This window comes from Streptomyces sp. NPDC006643, from assembly GCF_042870175.1.
Taxonomy (GTDB): Bacteria; Actinomycetota; Actinomycetes; order Streptomycetales; family Streptomycetaceae; genus Streptomyces.
On record NZ_JBIAHA010000008.1, the window covers coordinates 265806 to 287946 of the forward strand.

General features: G+C 72.0%; 20 protein-coding genes. 5 read left to right on the plus strand and 15 right to left on the minus strand.

Annotation, left to right across the window (positions count from 1 at the left end; translation table 11 throughout):
- Window positions 1-43: 43 nt before the first annotated feature.
- The 10 genes from ACFYNU_RS13845 to hisD all read right to left on the minus strand — a co-directional run bounded on the left by ACFYNU_RS13845 (window position 44) and on the right by hisD (window position 10032).
- Window positions 44-2749: a LuxR C-terminal-related transcriptional regulator gene (locus ACFYNU_RS13845; RefSeq protein ID WP_356585786.1), complete on the minus strand. Its 2706-nt coding sequence runs from the start codon at window positions 2747-2749 to the stop codon at window positions 44-46.
- Between the two features lie 154 nt (window positions 2750-2903).
- Window positions 2904-3956, minus strand: coding sequence for an alpha/beta hydrolase (locus ACFYNU_RS13850; RefSeq protein ID WP_356585784.1), 1053 nt, complete (start codon window positions 3954-3956; stop codon window positions 2904-2906).
- 107 nt (window positions 3957-4063) lie between these two features.
- Window positions 4064-4819, minus strand: a complete 756-nt coding sequence (hisF, locus tag ACFYNU_RS13855; protein WP_356585782.1) for an imidazole glycerol phosphate synthase subunit HisF — start codon at window positions 4817-4819, stop codon at window positions 4064-4066.
- Window positions 4816-5259 carry a RidA family protein gene (locus ACFYNU_RS13860; protein ID WP_356585780.1) on the minus strand — a complete coding sequence of 148 codons (444 nt, stop codon included), beginning with the start codon at window positions 5257-5259 and terminating at the stop codon, window positions 4816-4818. Before ACFYNU_RS13860 ends, hisF begins: the two co-directional genes overlap by 4 nt.
- Window positions 5256-5981 carry a bifunctional 1-(5-phosphoribosyl)-5-((5-phosphoribosylamino)methylideneamino)imidazole-4-carboxamide isomerase/phosphoribosylanthranilate isomerase PriA gene (gene priA / locus ACFYNU_RS13865; RefSeq protein ID WP_356586172.1) on the minus strand — a complete coding sequence of 242 codons (726 nt, stop codon included), beginning with the start codon at window positions 5979-5981 and terminating at the stop codon, window positions 5256-5258. The genes ACFYNU_RS13860 and priA overlap by 4 nt, the downstream gene beginning before the upstream one ends.
- Window positions 5982-6007: 26 nt before the next feature.
- Window positions 6008-6643 (minus strand): imidazole glycerol phosphate synthase subunit HisH, encoded by a 636-nt coding sequence (gene hisH, locus ACFYNU_RS13870; protein WP_356585778.1) that lies wholly within the window; start codon window positions 6641-6643, stop codon window positions 6008-6010.
- Window positions 6640-6807, minus strand: coding sequence for a hypothetical protein (locus tag ACFYNU_RS13875; RefSeq protein WP_356585776.1), 168 nt, complete (start codon window positions 6805-6807; stop codon window positions 6640-6642). Before ACFYNU_RS13875 ends, hisH begins: the two co-directional genes overlap by 4 nt.
- 179 nt (window positions 6808-6986) lie before the next feature.
- Window positions 6987-7580, minus strand: coding sequence for an imidazoleglycerol-phosphate dehydratase HisB (hisB, locus tag ACFYNU_RS13880; protein WP_356585774.1), 594 nt, complete (start codon window positions 7578-7580; stop codon window positions 6987-6989).
- A complete protein-coding gene (locus ACFYNU_RS13885; RefSeq protein ID WP_356585772.1) occupies window positions 7577-8686 on the minus strand; it encodes a histidinol-phosphate transaminase in 1110 nt (369 codons plus the stop codon). The genes hisB and ACFYNU_RS13885 overlap by 4 nt, the downstream gene beginning before the upstream one ends.
- Window positions 8683-10032 carry a histidinol dehydrogenase gene (gene hisD / locus ACFYNU_RS13890; protein WP_356585770.1) on the minus strand — a complete coding sequence of 450 codons (1350 nt, stop codon included), beginning with the start codon at window positions 10030-10032 and terminating at the stop codon, window positions 8683-8685. Before hisD ends, ACFYNU_RS13885 begins: the two co-directional genes overlap by 4 nt.
- Window positions 10033-10410: 378 nt before the next feature.
- Here hisD and ACFYNU_RS13895 point away from each other — a divergent pair, with 378 nt between their 5' ends.
- The 4 genes from ACFYNU_RS13895 (at window position 10411) to ybaK (ending at window position 14530) form a co-directional block, all read left to right on the plus strand.
- Window positions 10411-12030 (plus strand): oxidoreductase, encoded by a 1620-nt coding sequence (locus ACFYNU_RS13895; RefSeq protein WP_356585768.1) that lies wholly within the window; start codon window positions 10411-10413, stop codon window positions 12028-12030.
- A 113-nt stretch (window positions 12031-12143) separates the two neighbouring features.
- On the plus strand, window positions 12144-13229 hold the full coding sequence (locus tag ACFYNU_RS13900; protein WP_356585766.1) for a hypothetical protein: 1086 nt from the start codon (window positions 12144-12146) through the stop codon (window positions 13227-13229).
- A gap of 5 nt (window positions 13230-13234) precedes the next feature.
- On the plus strand, window positions 13235-13975 hold the full coding sequence (locus ACFYNU_RS13905; protein WP_356585764.1) for an LON peptidase substrate-binding domain-containing protein: 741 nt from the start codon (window positions 13235-13237) through the stop codon (window positions 13973-13975).
- 42 nt (window positions 13976-14017) lie between these two features.
- Entirely contained in the window at window positions 14018-14530 is a 513-nt protein-coding gene (gene ybaK, locus ACFYNU_RS13910) for a Cys-tRNA(Pro) deacylase (RefSeq protein WP_356585762.1), read from the plus strand.
- Window positions 14531-14623: 93 nt separating this feature from the next.
- Here the strand turns inward: ybaK and ACFYNU_RS13915 are convergent, their stop codons facing one another.
- The 4 genes from ACFYNU_RS13915 to ACFYNU_RS13930 all read right to left on the minus strand — a co-directional run bounded on the left by ACFYNU_RS13915 (window position 14624) and on the right by ACFYNU_RS13930 (window position 18928).
- Window positions 14624-15289: a hypothetical protein gene (locus ACFYNU_RS13915; RefSeq protein ID WP_356585760.1), complete on the minus strand. Its 666-nt coding sequence runs from the start codon at window positions 15287-15289 to the stop codon at window positions 14624-14626.
- Window positions 15290-15323: 34 nt separating this feature from the next.
- Window positions 15324-16166: an ABC transporter permease gene (locus ACFYNU_RS13920; protein WP_356585758.1), complete on the minus strand. Its 843-nt coding sequence runs from the start codon at window positions 16164-16166 to the stop codon at window positions 15324-15326.
- Window positions 16167-16503: 337 nt separating this feature from the next.
- Window positions 16504-17475 (minus strand): ABC transporter ATP-binding protein, encoded by a 972-nt coding sequence (locus ACFYNU_RS13925; protein WP_356586170.1) that lies wholly within the window; start codon window positions 17473-17475, stop codon window positions 16504-16506.
- Window positions 17476-17572: 97 nt separating this feature from the next.
- A complete protein-coding gene (locus ACFYNU_RS13930; RefSeq protein ID WP_356585756.1) occupies window positions 17573-18928 on the minus strand; it encodes an NYN domain-containing protein in 1356 nt (451 codons plus the stop codon).
- Between the two features lie 236 nt (window positions 18929-19164).
- Between ACFYNU_RS13930 and ACFYNU_RS13935 the strand changes: the two genes are divergently transcribed.
- Entirely contained in the window at window positions 19165-19341 is a 177-nt protein-coding gene (locus ACFYNU_RS13935; protein ID WP_356585754.1) for a hypothetical protein, read from the plus strand.
- 97 nt (window positions 19342-19438) lie between these two features.
- Here ACFYNU_RS13935 and dnaE read toward each other — a convergent pair.
- On the minus strand, window positions 19439-22141 hold a 2703-nt coding region (gene dnaE, locus ACFYNU_RS13940; protein WP_388766160.1), incomplete at its 5' end, for a DNA polymerase III subunit alpha.

Consider the following 22141-nt stretch of genomic DNA (forward strand, 5'->3'; position numbering starts at 1 on the left):
ATCTTCCTGACGCCCGCAGAATGACATACCGGCCAGTCGGTACCTAGGGGTTCGCCGGATTCTCCTCATCACGGTCCAGCAAACGCGCCAGTTCCGTCCGTGATCGCACCCCCAGTACGGCGAAGACGTTGCGCAGATGGTGGTCGACCGTGCGCGGGCTCACCGAGAGCCGCACCGCCACCTCCCGGTTGGTCGCGCCTTCCGCCACGCACCGTGCGACGCGGCGCTGTTGAGCGGTCAGCGGGTCCGCCGGTCCCGGCGCCGCGGCCGACTCCCCCGCCGCCCTCAGCTCTCCTCCCGCGCGCTCGGCCCAGCTCCGGGCGCCGCACCGCTCGAACGCGACGAGCGCGTCCCGCAGCGGGTCGCGGGCCTCGCGGGTCCTGCGCCGCCGCCGCAGCCACTGGCCGTACAGCAGTTCTGTACGGGCGCGTTCGAAGTCGCCGCCCGACCGCGCGTGGTGCGCACGCGCCTCCTCGTAGCGGGCGGCGGCCTCCCCCGGCGGGGCCAGCAGCGCCTGGCAGCGCGCCAGTTGGGCCGGAGCCTGGGGGTCGGCGGTCCAGGCCGTCCACCCGGTGAACTCCTCGACCGCCACCCGCGCCTCCTCGCCCCGGCCCGCCAGGACGGCGGCCTCCACGAAGCACGGCGCGGCGAGCATCCGGACCGCGAAGTGCCCCTGCCGGGGGCCCGGGAGGACGAGCGGCGCGAGCCGGGCGGCGGCCCGGGTGTGCCGGCCGGCCGCCAGATCCGCGCGTGCCACCGCCCAGGTGGCGAGCGTGGCGGCCTGCGCGAGACCGTGCGGCCCGGCGTCGGACGCCGCCCGCGCCGCGTGGTCCGCGCAGGCGCGGGCGTCGCCTTCCACGGAGGCCGCCATGGCGAGTACGGCGTGCAGCGCGGCGGCGGCGTTGCGCTGCCCCAGCCGGTCGGCGGCGCGCAGCCCCTCGTACGCGTGGACCCGGGCGGGCGCGTGGCGGCCGGCCCGCAGTTCCCCGTACGCCAGGTGTTCCAGGGCCTGCGGCAGCAGCGCCTCGGGGCCGTGGGCGCGTACGGCGGCCAGCGCCCGCACCCCGGCCCGGCAGGCGGCGTCGACGTCGCCGACGACGAGGGCGGCGATGCCCGACCGCAGCAGGGCCGCGGGGTCACCGGTGCGCCCGTCCGCGTCGGAGCAGCCGCGCAGCAGGGCGTGCCCCTCGTCCGTACGTCCGCCGAGTACGGCGCACATGCCCGCGCGGAAGCGGTCGAGCGCCGGATCGGTGCCGCCGCCGGCGACCCGGTCCATGGCGCGCAGATAGCCGGGCACGTCGCCGGTGAGCCAGGCGGCCTCCGCCGCCCCGAGCAGGGCGCCGGTGGCGCGCGCCCGGTCGTGCGGCGCGAGCAGCCCGGCGGCGGTGAGCAGTGCTTCCCCGGCGTCGGCGACCGGCCCGTCGCGCAGCGCGATCAGCCCGCGTACGTAGTGGGCGCGGCCGGGCGCGGGGTCGGCGCGTACCCGGGTCAGCAGCGCGCGGGCGCCTCCCGGGTCACCGGCGAGCCAGGTGTGCTCGGCGGCGGCGGCGAACCGCTCGCCGCGCAGGGCCTCGTCGGTGGACAGGGCGGCGGCCCTGGTGAGGGCGGCTGCGCGGTCGGCGTGCGGGCGGGGCGGACAGGCCGCGCGTGCCAGGGCGTCGGCGAGGACGGGGTCGTGCCCGGTGGCCGCGCAGGCGCGCTGGAGCAGGCGCGGCAGCGTCCGGTGCGGTCCGTCGAGCACCGAGGCGAGCAGGCGGTGCGCGGCGCGACGGCGGGCGAGCGGGGCGCGCCGCAACAGGGCCCGGCGCAGCAGTGGTTGGGTGAAGTGGACACGGTCGCCGTCGACCCGTACCGCGCCCAGTGCCTCGGCCGGTCTCAGCCGGCCGGGGCCGATCCCGGCGAGCCGTGCGGCCCGCAGCAGCACGGTCGCGTCGGCGCCGGCGCCCTCGGGTTCGTGCTCCTCGGCCGCCGCCGCGAACAGCAGCAGGAGCCGGGTGTCGTCGGGCAGGGCGCCGACGTGTGCGGCGTAGGCGTCGAGCAGGCTCTCACCGCCGCTCAGTGGCTGCGGCAGCCCGCTCCGGCCCGCCAGTTGGTCCTCGGTCAGCCGGGCCGCGAGCGCGGTGAGCAGCCGGGGGTTGCCCGCGGCCTCGCGCAGGAGTTCCTCCCGTACGCCGGGATCGGCCCGGCCGCCGGTCAGCCGGTCGAGCAGTTCGTGGCACGCGGACCGGTCGAGGGGGCCGAGGCGGAGCGCGGGCAGCGCAGTGAAGTCCCGTCCGCCGTCGTGCTGTTCGGCGGCCGTGAGCAGTACCGCGACGGCGCGGCCGGGGGCCGGACGGCGGATCGCGAGGACGAGCGCGGCTCTGGACGCGGCGTCCCAGGCGTGCGCGTCGTCCACGCAGAGCAGCAGGGGGCGCGGGGCGCCGACGGTCGCCAGGAGTGCGGGCAGCCCGGCGGGGTCGGCGGGCGGTGGCGCGGGGCACGGAGCCGAGGACAGGAGGGTGTGCAACCCGCTGTGGGGCAGCAGGCGTTCGGCGGGTGCGGCGCTCGTGTGCAGCAGGACGGCGTCCGCGCCCACGCCGTCCATGGCGTGGCGCAGGAGCGCGGTGCGGCCGAGTCCCGGCGCCCCGGTCAGCACGAGGGCGCCGCCGCGGCCGGCCCGCAGCCGGGTCAGCAGCTTTTCCAGGAGGGCGAGTTCACCGCTGCGGCCGTACAGCCGGAGCGGACTGCGAACGGTCGTCGATGGGGTCACGTCCGGCACGTTACTGCCGCGTAAACAAGCCCGGAAGGCTCACGTCGACGGCCGCCGCGCGGGTCGGCCGGTGCTGGGCGGCGACCCAGCGGGCGGGCCCCCGCACTGTGCGCGGGCACAGTGCGGGGGCCGTGATCACAGGCCGGCGGCGGCGTCAGCCGAGCGGGCAGCTCCCCCGGTACTCCTCGATGGTGAGGCTCGGCCGGGGCAGCGGGCACAGGAACTGCTCGTAGCGGGTGTCGTCGTCGATGAACCGCTTCAGCCACGACAGGCTGTACTTGCCGATCGTGGTGTTGGACGAGTTGGGTGTGAAGTGACTGGCGCCGTTGAGTTCCAGGTACGCCTTGTCGAGCGACCCGGGCAGTGACTCGTAGAACGGCTCCGAGTGCGTGGCGACGGGCGCGACGGTGTCGCCGTCGGCCCCGACGACCAGGGTGGGCGTGCGCAGTTCGGGCCAGGACTTGTCGGTGTTCCAGCCGGTCAGCGGGATCGCCGCCTTCAGCGAGGTACGGCTCTTGGCGGCCTCCAGGCTGCCGCCGCCGCCCATCGAGTGGCCCATGACACCGAGCCGCGATGCGTCGATCCGGGTGCGGACGGTGCTGCGCTGTGTCAGGTAATCGAGCGCGGCGAGGAGTTGGCGGCCCCGGCTGTCGGGCTGGTCGAGGGTGGTGTTCGTGTCGATGGTGAAGACGACGAAGCCCTGCGAGGCGAGTCTGGGACCGAGCCACGAGATGCTGGACTGGGTGGCGGTGAAGCCCGGGGAGATCGCCACGGCGCCGAAGGTGCCGTCCGCCGTGGACGTCGGGTAGTAGATCGTGCCGCCGCCGAAGCCGCTGACGCTCAGCGAGGAGACACTGGTCTGCGAGACGGCGTACGAGCCGCGTGCCGCCTCGACGCTGGAGTTGGTCGGGTCGGGGCCGCGCTCGTAGGGGTTGGCGGCGGCGGTCTCGGGGGCGGCTGCCTGGGCTCCGGGGACGAGCCCGCCGAACAGGGCGGCGGTCGCGGCGCCGGCGGTCAGGGCGACGCTCCAGAAGCGTGGACGGGAGTGCGCGCGGCTGCGGCCCGCGGAGCTGTCGCCGGTGGAGAGTTGCTGCACGAGGGGGGTCCTCTCGATGGAGGCGGTACGCCCCGGGCGGGGACCGGGCCCGTCGTCCTGGGCCACTGCTCCCGCCGGCCGGCGACCGCCGTACTGGCTGACGGAAGTCATGTTCCCGCCGCCAACCTCCGTCGCGCATCGGCGAGTTCACCGGTGTTGGCACGCGAACCGCCCCGGAACGGACCGTTCCGGGGCGGTGTCCAGCTACGCGCGAAGGCTCAGCGCACCGGGTGGCCGGCCTCCCGCAGCGCCTTCTTGACCTGCGAGATCCGCAGATCGCCGAAGTGGAAGACGGAGGCGGCGAGTACGGCGTCCGCGCCCGCGTCGACGGCCGGCGGGAAGTGCGCGAGGCTGCCGGCCCCGCCCGAGGCGATGACCGGGACGGTGACGTGTGCGCGTACGGCCGCGATCATCTCCGTGTCGTAGCCGTCCTTGGTGCCGTCCGCGTCCATCGAGTTGAGCAGGATCTCCCCGGCGCCGAGTTCGGCCGCGCGGTGCGCCCACTCCACGGCGTCGATGCCGGTGCCCCGGCGCCCGCCGTGCGTGGTGACCTCGAAGGTGCCCTCCGGCGTACGCCGCGCGTCGACGGACAGGACGAGCACCTGGCGGCCGAAGCGTTCGGCGATCTCCCGGATGAGGGCCGGGCGTTCGATGGCGGCGGTGTTGACGCCGACCTTGTCGGCGCCCGCCCGCAGCAGCTTGTCGACGTCCTCCGGGGTACGGACGCCGCCGCCGACCGTGAGCGGGATGAAGACCTGCTCGGCGGTGCGGCGCACCACGTCGTACGTCGTCTCGCGGTCGCCCGACGAGGCGGTGATGTCGAGGAAGGTCAACTCGTCGGCGCCTTCGGCGTCGTACAGCCTGGCCATCTCGACGGGGTCACCGGCGTCGCGCAGATTCTGGAAGTTGACGCCCTTGACGACCCGGCCGTTGTCCACGTCCAGGCAGGGGATCACTCGTACGGCGAGGCTCATGCCGGGCCTCCCGGGGCTCCGGTGGGCGCGCGGAACGCCTCCAGCTCGACCTCGACCACCAGGCTCGGATCGATGAGACCGGCGACGACGACCATCGAGGCGGCGGGCCGTACGGCGCCGAACAGCTCCTTGTGGGCGCGGCCGACGTCGTCCGCGTCGCCGGCGTGCGTCACATACATCCGGGTGCGTACGACGTCCTCGGCGCCGAGGCCCAGTTCGCCCAGTGCCTCGATGCCGACGCCGAACGCGGTGACGGCCTGCTCGTACGGGCCGCCCTCGGCGATCCGCCCGTCGACGACCGACGTACAGCCGGAGACGAGCACGAGACCGCCGGGCAGCCGCACGGCGCGGGAGTAGCCGTAGGCGTCCTCCCAGGGGCCGCCGGATGAGACGCGGCGTACGCCGTCCGGCGCGTCGGCCTTCTTGGGAGCGTCGCTCATCGGGCCACCTCCACGAGCGCCTCTTCCAGGGTGAACGCCTTCGCGTACAGGGCTTTTCCGATGATCGCGCCCTCGACGCCCGCGGGCACCAGGGAGGCGATCGCGCGCAGGTCGGCGAGCGAGGACACGCCGCCGGAGGCGACGACGGGCCGGTCGGTGGCCGCGCACACGTTCTTCAGGAGGTCCAGGTTGGGCCCCTGGAGTGTGCCGTCCTTGGCGATGTCGGTGACGACGTATCGCGCGCAGCCCTCCGCGTCGAGACGCGCCAGCGTCTCCCAGAGGTCGCCGCCCTCGCTGGTCCAGCCGCGCCCGCGCAGTGTCGTGCCGCGTACGTCGAGACCGATCGCGATCTTGTCGCCGTGCTCGGCGATGGCCTTGGCCGCCCACTCGGGCGTCTCCAGCGCCGCCGTACCGAGGTTGACGCGCGTGCAGCCGGTGGCGAGGGCGGCGGCGAGGGAGGCGTCGTCGCGGATGCCGCCGGACAGCTCGACCTTGATGTCCATGGCGTCGGTGATCCCGGCGACGAGGTCCCGGTTGTCGCCGGTGCCGAACGCCGCGTCGAGGTCCACGAGATGCAGCCACTCGGCGCCCGCGCGCTGCCAGGCGAGCGCGGCTTCCAGCGGTGAGCCGTAGGAGGTCTCGGAGCCGGACTCGCCGTGGACGAGCCGCACGGCCTGGCCGTCGCGCACGTCGACGGCGGGGAGGAGTTCGAGCCTCGTCACGGAGGCGGCGGGGGGTGTGCCGGACATCAGAAGGTTCCGATCCAGTTGGACAGCAGCTGGGCTCCGGCGTCGCCGGACTTCTCGGGGTGGAACTGCGTGGCCCACAGTGCACCGTTCTCCACGGCGGCCACGAACGGCTCGCCGTGCCGGGACCAGGTGACCTTCGGGGCGCGGATCTTGGGGTTGGTGACTTCGAGGGACCAGTCGTGGACGGCGTACGAGTGCACGAAGTAGTAGCGCTCCCCGGCGTCGAGACCCGCGAAGAGCAGGCTGTCCGCGGGTGCCTCGACGGTGTTCCAGCCCATGTGGGGCACGGTCGGCGCGGTGAGCGGTCCGACGGTGCCCGGCCACTCGTCGAGCCCCTCGGTCTCCACGCCGTGCTCGATGCCGCGCTCGAAGAGGATCTGCATGCCGACGCAGATGCCCAGGACGGGGCGTCCGCCGGCGAGCCGGCGTCCGACGATCCAGTCGCCGCGCGCCGCGCGGAGCCCTTCCATGCAGGCGGAGAAGGCGCCGACGCCGGGCACGATCAGCCCGTCGGCGTTCATGGCCTTGTCGAAGTCACGGGTGATCTCGACCTCGGCCCCGGCACGGGCGACGGCGCGCTCGGCCGAACGCACGTTGCCGAAGCCGTAGTCGAGGACGACGACGTTCTTGGTCATTCCCACAGTCCCTGGATACGGAGGATGCCGGCGACGAGGCAGAGGGCGGAGCATATGGCGAGCAGCACGATGACGCCCGTGGGCTGCTTCTGCTTCGCGAAGGAGTAGACGCCGCCGGCCAGGAACAGGCCGAGGACGATGAGGATGGTGTTGAGACCGGTCATGGGGTTAGGGCCTCTCTTTTGGATCAGGCCGGACAAGTGAGCGGGGTCTGGTGCGTGCGGTCGCAAGGCGGAGGAGGGAGACAACGCGGAGCGTTGGCACCTCCTGTGCCCCCCTCGGGCTACGGGGGAGAGTGTGCGTGCCGGGGCTCGCGAGCCCGGCAAGGTCCGAAAGAGAGGCCCTAGAGCGCGCCCTTCGTGGACGGGAGGATGCCGACGGCGCGCGGGTCGCGTTCGCTCGCGTAGCGCAGCGCGCGGGCGAGGGCCTTGAACTGGCACTCGACGATGTGGTGCGCGTTGCGCCCGTACGGGACGTGCACGTGCAGCGCGATCTGTGCCTGGGCGACGAACGACTCCAGGATGTGCCGGGTCATCGTCGTGTCGTAACCGCCGATCATCGGCGCCATGTTCTCGGGCTCGGTGTGCACCAGATACGGACGGCCGGAGAGGTCGACGGTGACCTGGGCGAGCGATTCGTCCAGCGGGACGGTGCAGTTGCCGAACCGGTAGATGCCGACCTTGTCGCCGAGCGCCTGCTTGAAGGCGGCGCCCAGCGCGAGGGCGGTGTCCTCGATGGTGTGGTGCGAGTCGATGTGCAGATCGCCCTCGGTCTTGACCGTCAGGTCGAAGAGACCGTGCCTGCCGAGCTGGTCGAGCATGTGGTCGTAGAAGCCGACGCCTGTCGACACCTCGACCTTGCCCGTGCCGTCGAGGTCAAGCTCGACGACGACCGAGGTCTCCTTGGTCGTCCGTTCCACGCGGCCGATACGGCTCATGCGCTCTGCTCCTTCGTCAATGTACGTACCGCGTCGAGGAACGCGTCGTTCTCGGAGGGGGTGCCCGCCGTGACCCTCAGCCGGCCGGGGACGCCGTTGTCGCGTACGAGTACGCCCTGGTCGAGGATCGTCCGCCAGGCCCGGTGCGCGTCGTCGAAGCGGCCGAACTGGACGAAGTTGGCGTCCGACTCGGTGACCTCGAAGCCCATCGCCCGCAATTCGGTGACCAGGCGGTCCCGCTCGGTCTTGAGCTGTTCGACATATCCGAGCAGCGTATCGGTGTGCTCCAGCGCGGCGAGCGCGGTGGCCTGGGTGACGGCGGAGAGGTGGTACGGCAGGCGTACCAGCTGCACCGCGTCGACCACGGCGGGGTCGGCGGCGAGATAGCCGAGCCGCAGTCCGGCGGCGCCGAAGGCCTTGGACATCGTGCGGGACACGACGAGGTTGGGCCGGCCGGCGAGCAGCGGCAGCAGCGTGGGGTGGTGGCTGAACTCGACGTAGGCCTCGTCGACGACGACCAGCGAGGGCCTGGCGGCCTGCGCGGCGTCGTACAGCCGCGCGACGGTCGCGGCGTCGACGGCGCTGCCGGTGGGGTTGTTGGGGGTGGTGATGAACACGACGTCGGGACGGTGCTCGGTGACGGCCCGCTCGGCGGCGGCCACGTCGATGGTGAAGTCCTCGTTACGGGGGCCGGAGAGCCAGCCGGTGCTGGTGCCGCGCGCGATGAGGTGGTGCATCGAGTACGAGGGCTCGAAGCCGATCGCGGTACGGCCGGGGCCGCCGAAGGTCTGGAGAAGTTGCTGGATGACCTCGTTGGAGCCGTTGGCCGCCCAGACGTTCGCGGCGGTCAGCGGGAGATCGCCCGCGGTGCGGCGGAGGTAGGCGGCCAGCTCCGTGCGGAGTTCGACCGCGTCCCGGTCGGGGTAGCGGTTGAGGCCGCGCGCGGCCTCGCGGACCCGCTCGGTGATCCGCTCGACCAGGGGTTCGGGGAGCGGATACGGGTTCTCATTGGTGTTGAGGTGGACGGGGACGTCCAACTGGGGCGCCCCGTAAGGGGACTTGCCGCGCAGTTCGTCCCGTACGGGCAGATCGTCGATGCCGGTCACGCGCCGGACACCTCCCCCGCGGACGGCACTTTCCAGCCGAAACGCGCCTTGACGGCGGCGCCGTGCGCGGGCAGGTCCTCGGCCTCGGCGAGCGTCACGACGTGGTGGGCGACATCGGCGAGCGCGTCGCGCGTGTAGTCGACGATGTGGATGCCGCGCAGGAAGGACTGGACGGAGAGTCCGGAGGAGTGACAGGCGCAACCGCCGGTCGGCAGGACGTGGTTGGAGCCGGCGCAGTAGTCACCGAGCGAGACCGGGGCGTACGGCCCCACGAAGATCGCGCCCGCGTTGCGGACCCGGGCGGCGACGGCCGCGGCGTCGGCGGTCTGCACCTCCAGGTGCTCGGCGCCGTACGCGTCGACGACCCGCAGGCCCTCCTCGACCCCGTCGACCAGCACGATCGCGGACTGTTTGCCCGCGAGGGCGGGCGCGATGCGCTCCTCGACGTGCTTGGTGGCGGCGGTCTGCGGCACCAGTTCCTTCTCGACTGCGTCGGCGAGTTCGACGGAGTCGGTGACCAGGACGGCGGCGGCGAGCGGGTCGTGCTCGGCCTGGCTGATCAGGTCGGCGGCGACGTGCGCCGGGTCGGCGGTGGCGTCGGCGAGGATGGCGATTTCCGTCGGACCGGCCTCGGTGTCGATACCGACGCGGCCGGCGAAGTAGCGCTTGGCGGCGGTGACCCAGATGTTGCCGGGGCCGGTGACCATGTCGGCGGGCGGGCAGCCGTCGGGGCCGGTCGTGCCGTACGCGAACATCGCGACGGCCTGGGCGCCGCCGACCGCGTACACCTCGTCGACGCCCAGCAGCGCGCAGGCCGCGAGGATCGTCGGGTGCGGCAGACCGTCGAACTCCTTCTGGGGAGGCGAGGCGAGCGCGATCGAGCCGACGCCCGCTTCCTGCGCCGGGACCACGTTCATGATCACGGACGACGGGTAGACGGCGCGTCCGCCGGGCGCGTACAGCCCCACGCGGCCGACCGGCACCCACTTCTCGGTCACCGTGCCGCCCGGCACGACCTGCGTGGTGTGCTCGGAGCGTCGCTGGGCGCGGTGCACGATACGGGCCCGGCGGACCGACTCCTCCAGCCCGGCCCGCAGGGCGGGCTCCAGCTCCGCCAGGGCGCGCGCGAGGGCTTCGGCGGGGACCCGTACGCGTTCCTGCTCGACGCCGTCGAACTTCCGCGCGTACTCGATCAGCGCCGCCGTGCCGCGATGGCGTACGTCCTCGCAGATGGGCCGCACCTTCGCGAGGGCGGCTTCGACGTCGAACTCGGCACGGGGCAGGAGGCCGCGCAGAGCGCCGCCCTCGGGGAGGGCGTCGCCGCGCAGATCGATTCGTGAGATCACGGGGTCAATTCTCGCAGACCGGATATCGCCGCCGGTCGCCCGTATCACTGGCTGATATGAGCCCTGAATGTCACTCACGGCTACTAAGGTTGACGATCGGCGTTCATTCGGTCACTCAGAGGGAAGAACATTCGTACGACCCCATAACAGCAGTCACCTCCGGCGACGGCTGCACGGGAGTCACACGGCGGCAGACACGCACAGGCACCAACCGCGATCTTGATGACGCACAGCGACCGGCACGACGCACGAACGCACCACCCACGAACGTACGAAGCACGACCGCACGACACCCAAGCGCACAACGCACGACCGCACGACCGCACGACGACAGGCACCACACACGGGGAACGGCACACGGGGAAGCGAGGCGCGGCAGTGTCCGAGCCGCAGGACGACGAAGCTCCGGACTGGCTCTCTGCCACTGAACTCGGCATGTGGCAGGCATTCCGGAACGGCAGCACCTATGACCTGAGCGTGCCGAGTCCACTGCTCAACGACCCGGCGGCGGCCGGCCCCTGGGGCGAGCACCGCAGCGTGCGCGCCCGGGTGGTCGCCCTGCTGCTGCTCAGCGGCCCGTCGGCGCGACCCGGCCGGGTCGCCGCCCTCAAGCTGCGCGGGGCGTACATCAGCGGGTCGCTGGATCTCGCGGGCGGCAATGTCGAGCCGTATGTGGAGCTGACCTTCTGCCGCTTCGAGCGGGAAGTGGTGCTGCCCGAGTGCCACTTCACCACCCTGCGGCTGGTGGGCTGCGTGATTCCCCGCCTGGAGGCCGCCCGGCTGCGCACCGAGGGCGATCTGCATCTGCCGCGCTGCCAGGTCGCGCGCGGTATCCGGCTGACCGACGCGCAGATCGGCACGGACCTGCTGATCAGCCAGATATCCGTCCGGCCGGACAGCAACTGCCGGTCGATCGCCGCCGACGGGATGTCGGTGGGACAGGATCTCCAGGCCGAACAGATCGAGACGCACGGCGAGTTCAGTCTGCGCGGTTCAACAGTCGGGGGCTCGCTGATGCTGCGCGGCAGCCGGCTGCGCGCGGCGGGACAGCGCCGCGCGCTCAACGCGCCGCAGCTGACCGTGGAGCGCTCGCTCTACATGACGGGCGCCGTGGTGAGCATCGCGACGGGCAACGCCAACTCCACACCGCCGTACGGCACGGTCTACACCGGCACCACGGCCAGTCCCGCGGCGCTGCCGCCGGGCACCGAGATCCGGCGCTTCGAGTGCTACGGCGGGGTCCGCCTCGACGACGGGCGGGTCGGCGACACGGTCGACTTCCACCAGGCGCGCTTCCTGATGGCGGCCGTCGAGGAGTTGTCGCTGCGCCGGATCACCGCGACGGAGCTGCGCTTCCAGTGCGAGCGCCCGCTGGAGGGCCGGGTCGTGCTGAACGGCGCCAAGATCACGACGCTGATGGACCTGTCCACGAGCTGGCCGGGCCCCGGTGGTCTCGCGATGGGCGGCTTCGTCTACGAGAACGTGGTGCCGTCCGGCCACTTCCCGCTCAACCGGCGCCTGGAGTGGCTGGACTCGGCGACACCGGAGTACTCGCCGGAGCCGTACGAACGTCTCGCGCAGGTGATGCGCAACAGCGGTGAGGACGCCGACGCCCGCGAGGTGCTGCTGGCCAAGCAGCGCAGGCGGCGCGAGACGCTGCCGCTGGCGGCGAAGCTGTGGGGCTACGTCCAGGACTGGACGGTGGCGTACGGGTACCGGCCGGGCCGGGCCGCGCTGTGGATGGCGATGCTCTGGGCGGGCGGCACCTTCGCCTTCGCCCGGAACGCGCCCGCGCCGCTGAAGGGCGAGGAGCATCCGGCGTGGAATCCGGCCCTGTACGTACTGGATCTGCTGATTCCGGTGATCAATCTCGGCCAGGACGGGCACTGGCGGACGGAGGGCGCCTGGCAGTGGCTGGCCGCCGGGATCGTGCTGCTCGGCTGGATCCTCGCCACAACTGTCGCAGCGGGCGCCTCACGTCTCCTGCGGCGCAGCTGACCCGCGGTCGACCCGCTTTCTTTGCCTTCCCTTGACCCACCCGGAGGCAACCTTCTCCCCACCACCAAAGCTTCACATATCCCCTCTGGCGCCCCTGCGACCTGCGGTTTTCAATGGTCCGCACCATGTCATTGATTCGCGCACTGATCGGTACCGCGCGCATGCTCCGGCACACCCCTCGGCTCGCCGACGGGCTCCCGCCGGACGATGCGGTACTGCTCGACGCCCCCGACGACCGGCTCGCCCCGGCGCTCGTCTCGGCCGCCCTCGGCGAGTACGAGCAGACGGCGAAGCTGCTGGCGACCACACGCGAATCAGCCGAATGGGAGAACCGCGACCGCTACGTCATGCGGCTCGCCGCCTTCGCCCACAACCGTGAGGAATGGCTGGGCCGCTGGCTCGCCGCTTCCCCGCACGACCCCGACGCCCTGGTCGTCAGGGCCGAACTCGGCGTACGCAGGGCCTGGGAGTCCCCGGCCCGTGCCGAACTGCTGCGCGAGACAGGCCCGTTGATCGGCGCCGCCGCCGAGGCCGACCCGCGCGACCCGGTGCCCTGGCGTATCGCCCTGGACCACGCGCGCGGCACACACGCGGGCCACGACGCCTTCGAGACGCTGTGGGGCGAGGCGGTGCGCCGCTCCTCGCACCACTACGGATGCCATGTCGCGGCGCTCCAGTACCTCTCCGCGCGGTGGCACGGCTCGCACCGGGAGTGCTTCGACTTCGCCGAACAGGCCGCCGCGGACGCGCTGCCGGGATCGCTCGTCAAGGCCCTGCCGATGCGGGCCGCCTTCAGCGAACTGATGAGCGGCGACGGCCTCGCCCCCGTGACACCGGTCACGACCGGCGCGGTCGGCACGGCGGGCCGGACGGGCGGGACGGGCACGACGGACCGGATCGACGCGGCCTGCGACGAGGCGATCCTGCTCTCCTCCATGTACACGGTGGGCGACCCCTGGCCGGCGGAAGTACGGAATCTGCTGGCGTACGTGCTGGTCGGACGGCACCGGTGGGACGAGGCGCTGGAACAGTTCCGGCTGATCGGCCCGTACGCGACGTCCTTCCCGTGGACGTCGCTGACCGACGATCCACTCGGCCAGTTCCTGGAGACACGCGACGGCGTACGTCTCCAGGTGGCCTCCGGGATGCCCTTGTGGAACCGGACAGACAGAGGGCGCCCGCGCGGCCATTACGCTTGAGCGTTGTGACCACCGCACATCTCCCTCTCTTCCCGCTGAACGCGGTGTTGTTCCCGGGCCTCGTCATGCCCCTGAACATCTTCGAGGAGCGGTATCGCGCCATGATGCGCGAGCTGCTCAAGACCGACGAGTCCGAACCGCGACGCTTCGTCGTGGTCGCCATCCGCGACGGCCACGAGGTCGCGCCGACCGCCTCCGGCATGCCCGACCCCACGTCCCTGCCGGAACGCGGGCCGGCCGCGGGCTTCGGCGCCGAGCCGCTGAACTCCTTCCACCAGGTGGGCTGCGTCGCCGACGCGACCACCATCCGCGAGCGCCCGGACGGCAGCTTCGAGGTGCTGGCCACCGGCACCAGCCGGGTCAAGCTGCTCTCCGTCGACACCGGCGGGCCCTATCTGACCGCCGAGGTCGAAGCTCTCGCGGAGGACTCGGGCGAGGGCGCGGGCGCGCTCGCCGAAGGCGTCCTGCGGGCGTTCCGCAGCTATCAGAAACGGCTGGCGGGGGCGCGCGAGCGCTCGCTGTCGACCGGCGACGACCTGCCTGAAGAGCCGTCCGTGGTCTCGTACCTGGTGGCGGCGGCGGCCGTCCTGGACGTCCCGGCGAAACAGCGTCTGCTCCAGGCGCCGGACACCGTGACGCGGCTGCGGGAGGAGCTGAAGCTCCTGCGGGCCGAGACGGCGGTGATCCGGCATCTGCCGTCACTGCCCGCCGTGGAACTGACGAAGGGCCCGACGAGCCCGAACTGACCCCCTACGGCTCCCCCTCAACGGACGCGAGGAACAGGCGCCTTGCCAAAGAACCAGACGAAGAAGCAGGCGAAGAGAGCGGCGGGCGGTACCCCGGCGACGGTCGCGCTGACGGCGGCGGGGGCCGAGTTCACCCTGCACGCGTACGAGCACGACCCGGCGGCGCCCTCGTACGGCGAGGAGGCCGCGCGGGCGCTGGGGGTGTCGGCGGACCGGGTGTTCAAGACGCTCGTCGCCGACGTCGACGGCGAACTGACCGTGGCGGTCGTCCCGGTCTCCGGCTCGCTGGACCTCAAGGCGCTGGCCGCCGCGGTGGGCGGCAAGCGCGCGACGATGGCGGACCCGGCGGCGGCGGAGCGCACCACGGGCTACGTACGGGGCGGCATCTCGCCCCTGGGCCAGCGCAAGCGGCTCCCTACGGTGGTCGACTCCTCGGCGGGGACCCACCCGACGGTCTGCGTCTCGGCGGGCCGCCGCGGCCTGGAGGTGGAACTGTCCCCGTCCGACCTCGCCGCCCTGACGTCGGCGACGCTGGCCCCGATCGCCAGGACGTAGACGCCCGTCCGGCGTGGGGCGCGTGACATCAGCCTCCGCGCGGCGGGCGCTCCCCGTTCCGGCCTGATCGACCAGGCATCCCCGGGGCGCCGGTCAGCGCCCGGTCTCCGGTCCGTCCTCGCGGTCCGCCGGCAGATACGGCGCCCCGAACGGCACCCACTCCGGGTCCGGGTCGCGCGGCCCGAACAGGGCCGTCAGCGCGAGGTGGACGACCATCGCCGCCACCGGCCAGGCCAGCAGCGCGCCCCGCGCGTTCAGCTTCAGCGGGGCGTCGAACGTCACGCCCTCGCCCAGCGCGCGCGCCTGTGTCACCACGTCGTCCGGCCCCAGCGCCCAGCCGATCAGCCAGCCGAGCCCCGACGCGAGCAGCCCGCCCAGCGCCAGTCCCACGACCAGCGGGATGCCCCCGCGCCGGCGGAACCAGAACACCAGGGCGGCACTGACGATGCCGAACCCCAGGGCCAGCAGCACGAACGTGCCGTCCGCGCCGATCGCCTCCTCGCCCTCCGTGTCCTTCAGGAAGACGGCGGAGTCACCGGCGATCAGCGGCACCCGGGGCGACAGCCAGAACCAGAGCAGTCCGAGCAGCACACCCGAGACGGCCACGGCGAGCGTCACGACGGCGGCCTGCTTCAGCTCGGTCCTCGTGTCGGTCTCGTACGCCGCCTCCGGGACGTACGCATGGGCTCCCGCGCCCTGCGGCTTCTGCCAGGGATCGTCGTTCGGCGGCTGGTGGGGCGGCGTCAGGGGTGCTGTCACCCCGCCATCGTGCCAGGCATGGCCCGGCCGTGCCTCATCGGACCGCCGCACGCCGGTACGCCCAGGTGGCCACGGCCAGCGACACGACGCCGACGCCCGCGCAGACCGCCAGATCCAGCACGACGGTGGGCCAGTCGGGATGCCGGTCGAAGCTGCGGGCCAGGGCCTCCACACCGTAGGTGGACGGCAGCAGATCGCGGGCGTACGTGATCGGCCCCGGCAGCCGGTCGGCGGGCAGCACACCGAGCAGCAGCGCGGCGGACATGCCGAGCTGCCCGAGCAGCGTGGCCAGCTCCTGACGGGGCGCGAGGAGCCCCAGCGCCGCCCCGAGACCGGCGAGCGCGGCGCCGGAGAGGGGGATGACGGCGACGAGCACCCAGAGATGGGTGAGCGGCAGCTCGAAGAGCAGACTGCCGGTCACGGCCGTCACGGCGGTGCCCGGCACGGTGAACGAGGCGTACGCGCCGGCCGCGCCCAGCACCACGGCGGCGGGCGGCACGGGCAGCGTCGCGTAGTGGTCGAGTCCGCCGGTCGCGCGCAGCTGACCGAAGTACTGGGCGAGCAGATTGAGCGCCACGAAGGCCACGACGAGCACGCTCGACCCGGCGACCACGGCCCGCGCCTCGGCGCCGCCGTCGACGACGCCGCGCATCAGGATCATGATCCCGACGGACTGGAAGGTCGCGACGAACAGAAGCGGGATACGGGCGACGCGGGCCCGCGAGAGCTGCGCGCGGTACACGGCGGCCATCGAGGGCAGCAGCCGTGCGCGCGGAGCCAGCGGCGCCGGCGCCCCGTCGGCTCGGTCGCTCGCGGCACGGGTGTCCGTGGCTGTCCGGCTCTTCCCGGCGACGGCCTCCGCGGGCACGATGCTCACCTGGCGCTGCTCCTGTTCGGTGCGGACGGGCGGGTGCGGGCACGGTACGTCGGGTACGTCGCCGACCGGGACCAGCGTGCCATACGCCGTTTACGCGCCGAACGCCCCATAGGCGCGGGCCCGTTCCGGCAGGTGCCGACGGGTACGGGGACGGCCGCGGCGACGGGAGAGACGGCCTGCGTGGGAATCCCGCCCGGCGCCGAGGCGGTCGCGGAAAGGGGAGCACTCGGCTCGGGGACGCCGGCCCCAAAGACGCCCGGCGGGGGAACGGCGCGGCCCCCGGTGGCGGCCGGGCCGGGCCTCGGAGCCGTACATCCGACTGTCCTCGGCCGCGCGCTCACGCCTTCACCAGCCCCTGCACCTGGCCGCCGAGCGCCAGATAGACGTCCTCCAGGCTCGGCGTCGCCAGTGTGAAGTCGTCCAGCGCCGCGAAGGCCGCGCCGCCGGTCACCGCCGCGACGGCTGCGCGCGCCTCGTCGGGGGCCAGCCGCAGCACCCAGCGGCGGCCCGACTCCTGCGCGGAGCCGCGCAGCGCGGCGACCTCGGGGACGTCGAGCGGGGCGCGCTCGCGCCAGACGAGTTCGAGGCGTACGTCGCCGGCGACCTGTTCCTTGAGTCCGGACGGGGTGTCGCAGGCGATGACCCTGCCCCGGTCGAGCACGGCGACCCGGTCGAGCACCGTCTCGGCCTCGATGACGTTGTGGGTGACGAGCAGCACGGTCGCGCCGCGCTCGGCCCGGCGGCGGTCGACCGCCGCCCAGACAGCGCGCCTGGCGACGGGGTCCATGCCGGTGGTGGGTTCGTCCAGGACGAGCACGGGCCGCTCCCCCACCAGCGTGGCCGCGAAGCAGGCCATCCGCCGCTGGCCGCCGGAGAGCTTCTTCAGCGAGCGCCCCGCGAGTTCGGTGAGTCCGAGTTCCGCGAGCACCGCGTCGCGCTCGGCGCGTGCCTCGCCCACTCCGAGCCCCCGCAGCCGCCCCGTCGTCTCGGCGGCGAGCCCGACCGTCAACTCGTCGAGCGCGGTGGACTCCTGACCGAGATAGCCGATGAGGCGCGAGGCGCGCTCGGGGTGGCGGACCAGATCGTGGCCGAGGACGTCCACGCTGCCCGAGTCGGGCCGCATCAGACCGGTGAGCTGTCGTACGAGGGTGGACTTGCCGGCGCCGTTGGGACCGAGCAGGCCGAAGATCTCACCGCGCCGCACGTCCAGGGAGATGCCGTCGTTGGCACGTACCTCGGGCGTCGCCGGGGCCCCACGTCTGCCGCGCGCGGCGGGGTACGTCTTGACCAGCTCCCGTACCGCGCACACCGTACTCACAAGGGTCGAGCCTACGGGGTGCGACGGCCCGGAATTCGTCCGGGGGCCCCGGGCCCCGTCCGGCGCCCGGGGACAGGGGCCCCTCGCGTCACTCGGTCGTGGGCGGGGTCTCCGCCGCCGCCCGTACGTCGATCTCGCGCCAGAACCCCGCCCTGATCGCGTACCGGTCGTGCTCGTCGATCTGGTCGTCCTTGTGTGCCAGCAGTCCGAAACGCGCCGCGTATCTCAGCACCTCGCCGTCGATCCGGTGCGGGATCCGCGGATACATCGTGGACAGCTTCTGCACATGGCTCGCCTCGGGCAGCCGCTCCATCCACCGTCGGGCGAAGACCTGACCCACCTCGAAGGGGTCACCGCCGACCGTCGTGATGTCCTCCTCGCGGTCGGCCCAGCGCTGCTCGGCGCTGGTGAGCTGCGCGAGTGTGGGCAGCGACGCCGTCTCGGGCGACTCGCCGAGCTGGCCGCCGGCCCCCGGACGCTCGACCCAGCCCCGGTCGGAAGACCAGCGCAGCGTCGCGTTGCCCGGCGGCGGGGGCGGCACGACATGGGGTCCGGACGCGCGGAGCGCGGCGAGATCCTTCGGTGTGGGGACGCCCTTGGCGCCCGGGGACGCCGGATGGGCGTGCCCGGTGTCGTGCCCGTGGTCGGGCACCTGCCCGGGTGCGTGCCCCGGCGCGTGCCCCGCCCCGTGGCCGGATACGTGTCCCGGCGCGTCGCCCGGCGCGTGCTCCGTGGCCGGCGGCGCGGTGCCGTTGCGCGCCGAGGTGGTCCCCGCCTCCGTCGCCCGTTCGGCCGACGCGGCGAGCGCCGACTCCGGGAGCGGCGCGGAGAGGATCGCGGCGATCTCGGGGCGGGGCACGGGCGGCGGCGCGCAGCTGCCGCCGAAGTCCTTGGGGCGTACGGCCTTGGTGATCCAGGCCCGGTCGAGCACGCGGCGCTCGTCCGCCTCGGCCACCAGGTCCTCGGACTGGTTGTAGTCGCCGTCCGCCGCCTGCACCGCCCAGAGGTGCACGGCGACGCCGTGTTCCTTGGCGGACATCAGGCCGGGCAGCAGATCGCCGTCACCGGTCACCAGCACCACGTCCGAACAGGCGCGATTTCTGGCCAACTCCGTGAGTTCGGCGTGCATCGCCGCGTCGACGCCCTTCTGCGCCCAGCGACCGTCGCTGCGGGTCAGAGCGCCCAGCCGGACGGTGACACGTGACATGACGCGCAGTCGGCGGTGTTCGGGCTGCGGTACGCGGTCGGGGGCGCCGTCGAACCAGTAGATACGGAGCAGCGGCTGCTCCGTGTCGGCCTCGGCGCGCTCGCGCAGACCCTGGATGAGGGCGGCGTGGTCGACGGTGATGCGGGAGCGGGCCGGTTCTCCGGCGAGGAGACTCGCGGCGGCGCCCAGCAGGTAACCGGCGTCCACCAGGACGACGCAGCGGTCCACGTGTTCCACCCTCTTTCGGGAACGTCGGGATCGGGAGTTGCTACGGGTTTCCTTCGAGTCTGCCCGACCGCAACTGGCTTAACGGCCGGAACTGGATCATCGGCGTGGCGTATCGCTCCCGGCTACCCCCGCGGACACCGGAACTTCCGGCCGTCACGCTCAGCAATGATCCAAAATGCGGTAGTTCACGGCATATGTGAATCTGATCGCGGCCCTGGCACCAACATCCTTCAGGAGGCAGCACCATGGCCAAGAACAAGAACCGTGACCGCGGCAAGCAGCAGGACCGTTCGGGCTCCGAGCACCGCCCCGAGCAGTCCTCGTCCTCCTCGACGGACGCCAAGGCCGAGCAGATACAGGAGCGGGTCACGCCGTCCGAGGTCCCTCACAAGGGCCGTGAGAAGCGCTTCGGCCACAACTGACGCGGCCGGCCGCACATGCTGAGATGACGCGAGGGGCACGCCCGGAAATCCGGGCGTGCCCCTCGGCGTACGACTGCTGTGTCCCTTCCTGCCAGGCCTAGCCCGCCAGGCAGGACGGCCCGAGCAGCACCTTCAAGTCGCCGAACAGCGCCGGGTCGGGCTGCACCCGGTGCCGGTCGAGCCGCAGGACGGTGGTCTTGCGCGCGCCCTGAAGTTTGATCCGTACCTCGGAGTTGCCCCGGTGGTGGCTCAGGATCTCGCCGAGCCTGCTGACCATGGGCGGGGTGAGCTTCACGGTGGGGATGGTGATCGTGACCGGCGCGTCCGTCCCGGCGGACGACACGTCGGGCACCTGGAGCTCCATCGCGACCAGACGCGGGATGTCCTCGCGCTTGTCGAGGCGGCCCTTGACGAAGACGACCGTGTCCTCGACCAGTTGGGTGGAGACCAGCTGATACGTCGCGGGGAAGAACATGCACTCGATCGAGCCCGCCAGGTCCTCCACGGTGGCGATGGCCCACGCGTTGCCCTGTTTGGTCATCTTCCGCTGGAGGCCGGAGATGATGCCGCCGATCGTGACGACCGCGCCGTCCGCGTGCTCACCGCCGGTGAGCTGCGAGATCGCCGCGTCGGACTTGTCGGAGAGCACGTGCTCGATACCGAAGAGCGGATGGTCGGAGACGTACAGACCGAGCATCTCCCGCTCCTGGGCGAGCAGATACGACTTGTCCCACTCGATGTCGGAGAACTCGACGTCGAGCCCGAAGCCCGGCTCGGAGGAGGCGTCGTCGCTGTCGCCCATGCCGCCGAAGAGGTCGAACTGCCCCTCCGCCTCCTTGCGCTTCACCTGTACGACGTTGTCGATCATCGGCTCGTGGTGCGCGACCAGTCCCTTCCGGGTGTGGCCCATCTCGTCGAAGGCGCCCGCCTTGATGAGGGATTCGACGGTGCGTTTGTTGCAGACGACCGCCTCGACCTTGTCGAGGAAGTCGGGGAAGGTGGCGTACTTCCCCTTCGCCTTGCGCGAGCGGATGATCGAATCGACCACGTTCGTGCCGACGTTCCGCACGGCCGTGAGCCCGAAGAGAATGACGTCGTCGCCCTGCGCGGCGAAATTCGCCACCGACTCGTTGACGTTCGGCGGGAGCACCTTGATGCCCATGCGCCGGCACTCGTTGAGATAGACCGCCGACTTGTCCTTGTCGTCCTTCACCGAGGTCAGCAGCGCGGCCATGTACTCGGCGGGGTAATTCGCCTTGAGATACGCGGTCCAGTAGGTGACGAGCCCGTACGCGGAGGAGTGCGCCTTGTTGAACGCGTATCCCGCGAACGGGACCAGCACGTCCCACAGCGCCTTGATGGCCTCGTCCGAGTAGTTGTTCTTCTTGGCACCGGCCTGGAACAGGACGAAGTTCTTCGCCAGTTCGTCGGCCTTCTTCTTGCCCATCACGCGGCGCAGGATGTCGGCCTCGCCGAGCGAGTAACCGGCGATGATCTGCGCGGCCTTCTGCACCTGCTCCTGATACACGATCAGGCCGTGGGTGAGGCCGAGGACCTCCTTGAGAGGCTCCTCCAACTCCGGGTGGATCGGGGTGATCTCCTGCTGCCCGTTCTTGCGCAGCGCGTAGTTCGTGTGCGAGTTCATGCCCATCGGGCCCGGCCGGTACAGGGCCGACACGGCGGAAATGTCCTCGAAGTTGTCGGGCTTCATCAGCCGCAGCAGCGAACGCATGGGGCCGCCGTCGAACTGGAACACGCCGAGCGTGTCACCCCGGCACAGCAGTTCGTAGGTCTTGGGGTCGTCCAACGGCAGGGAGAGCAGGTCGAGTTCGACGCCCTTGTTGGCCTTCACCATCTTGACGGCGTCGTCCATGATGGTCAGATTTCGCAGACCCAGGAAGTCCATCTTCAGCAGGCCGAGCGACTCGCACTGCGGATAGTCCCACTGCGTGATCGTGACACCGTCGGTGTGCCTGACCCAGACCGGCACATGGTCGGTGATGGTCTCGCTGGACATGATCACGCCGGCCGCGTGCACACCCATCTGCCGCACCAGGCCCTCGACACCCTTCGCGGTGTCGATGACCTTCTTGACGTCGGGCTCGTTCTCGTACATCCCCCGGATCTCGCCCGCCTCGCTGTAGCGCGGGTGCTTGGGGTCGGTGATGCCGTTGAGGTCGATGCCCTTGCCGAGGACATCGGCGGGCATCGCCTTGGTGAGGCGGTCGCCCATCGCGTACGGGTAACCCAGCACACGCGCCGAGTCCTTGATGGCGTTCTTCGCCTTGATCTTTCCGTAGGTGCCGATCATGGCGACCTTGTCGGCGCCGTACTTCTCCGTCACATACCGGATGACCTCACCGCGCCGGCGCTCGTCGAAGTCGATGTCGACATCCGGCATGGAGATGCGCTCGGGGTTGAGGAACCGCTCGAAGATCAGACCGTGTTCGATCGGGTCGAGGTCGGTGATGCCCATCGCGTACGAGACGATCGAGCCGGCCGCGGAGCCTCGGCCGGGGCCGACCGCGATGCCGTTGTTCTTGGCCCACATGATGAAGTCCGCGACGACCAGGAAGTACCCCGGGAACCCCATGTCGATGATGATGCCCATCTCGTACTCGACCTGCTTCTGCCGGTCTTCCGGGATGCCGTTCGGGAATCGCCTGGCCATGCCGCGCATGGTCTCCTCGCGGAACCAGGTGACCTCGGTGAAGCCCTCGGGGATGTCGAACTTCGGCATCAGGTTCCGCTCCTGGAACCAGCCCTCCGTATCGATCTGCTCCGCCACCAGAAGCGTGTT

Coding starts and splice junctions, on each gene's coding strand:
- ACFYNU_RS13875 (WP_356585776.1), bottom strand. CDS start 6,807: ATGACCGGTCTCAACACCATCCTCATCGTCCTCGGCCTGTTCCTGGCC.
- ACFYNU_RS13860 (WP_356585780.1), bottom strand. CDS start 5,259: ATGAGCGACGCTCCCAAGAAGGCCGACGCGCCGGACGGCGTACGCCGC.
- ACFYNU_RS13850 (WP_356585784.1), bottom strand. CDS start 3,956: ATGACTTCCGTCAGCCAGTACGGCGGTCGCCGGCCGGCGGGAGCAGTG.
- hisH (WP_356585778.1), bottom strand. CDS start 6,643: ATGACCAAGAACGTCGTCGTCCTCGACTACGGCTTCGGCAACGTGCGT.
- hisB (WP_356585774.1), bottom strand. CDS start 7,580: ATGAGCCGTATCGGCCGCGTGGAACGGACGACCAAGGAGACCTCGGTC.
- ACFYNU_RS13935 (WP_356585754.1), top strand. CDS start 19,165: ATGGCCAAGAACAAGAACCGTGACCGCGGCAAGCAGCAGGACCGTTCG.
- hisF (WP_356585782.1), bottom strand. CDS start 4,819: ATGAGCCTCGCCGTACGAGTGATCCCCTGCCTGGACGTGGACAACGGC.
- ACFYNU_RS13900 (WP_356585766.1), top strand. CDS start 12,144: ATGGTCCGCACCATGTCATTGATTCGCGCACTGATCGGTACCGCGCGC.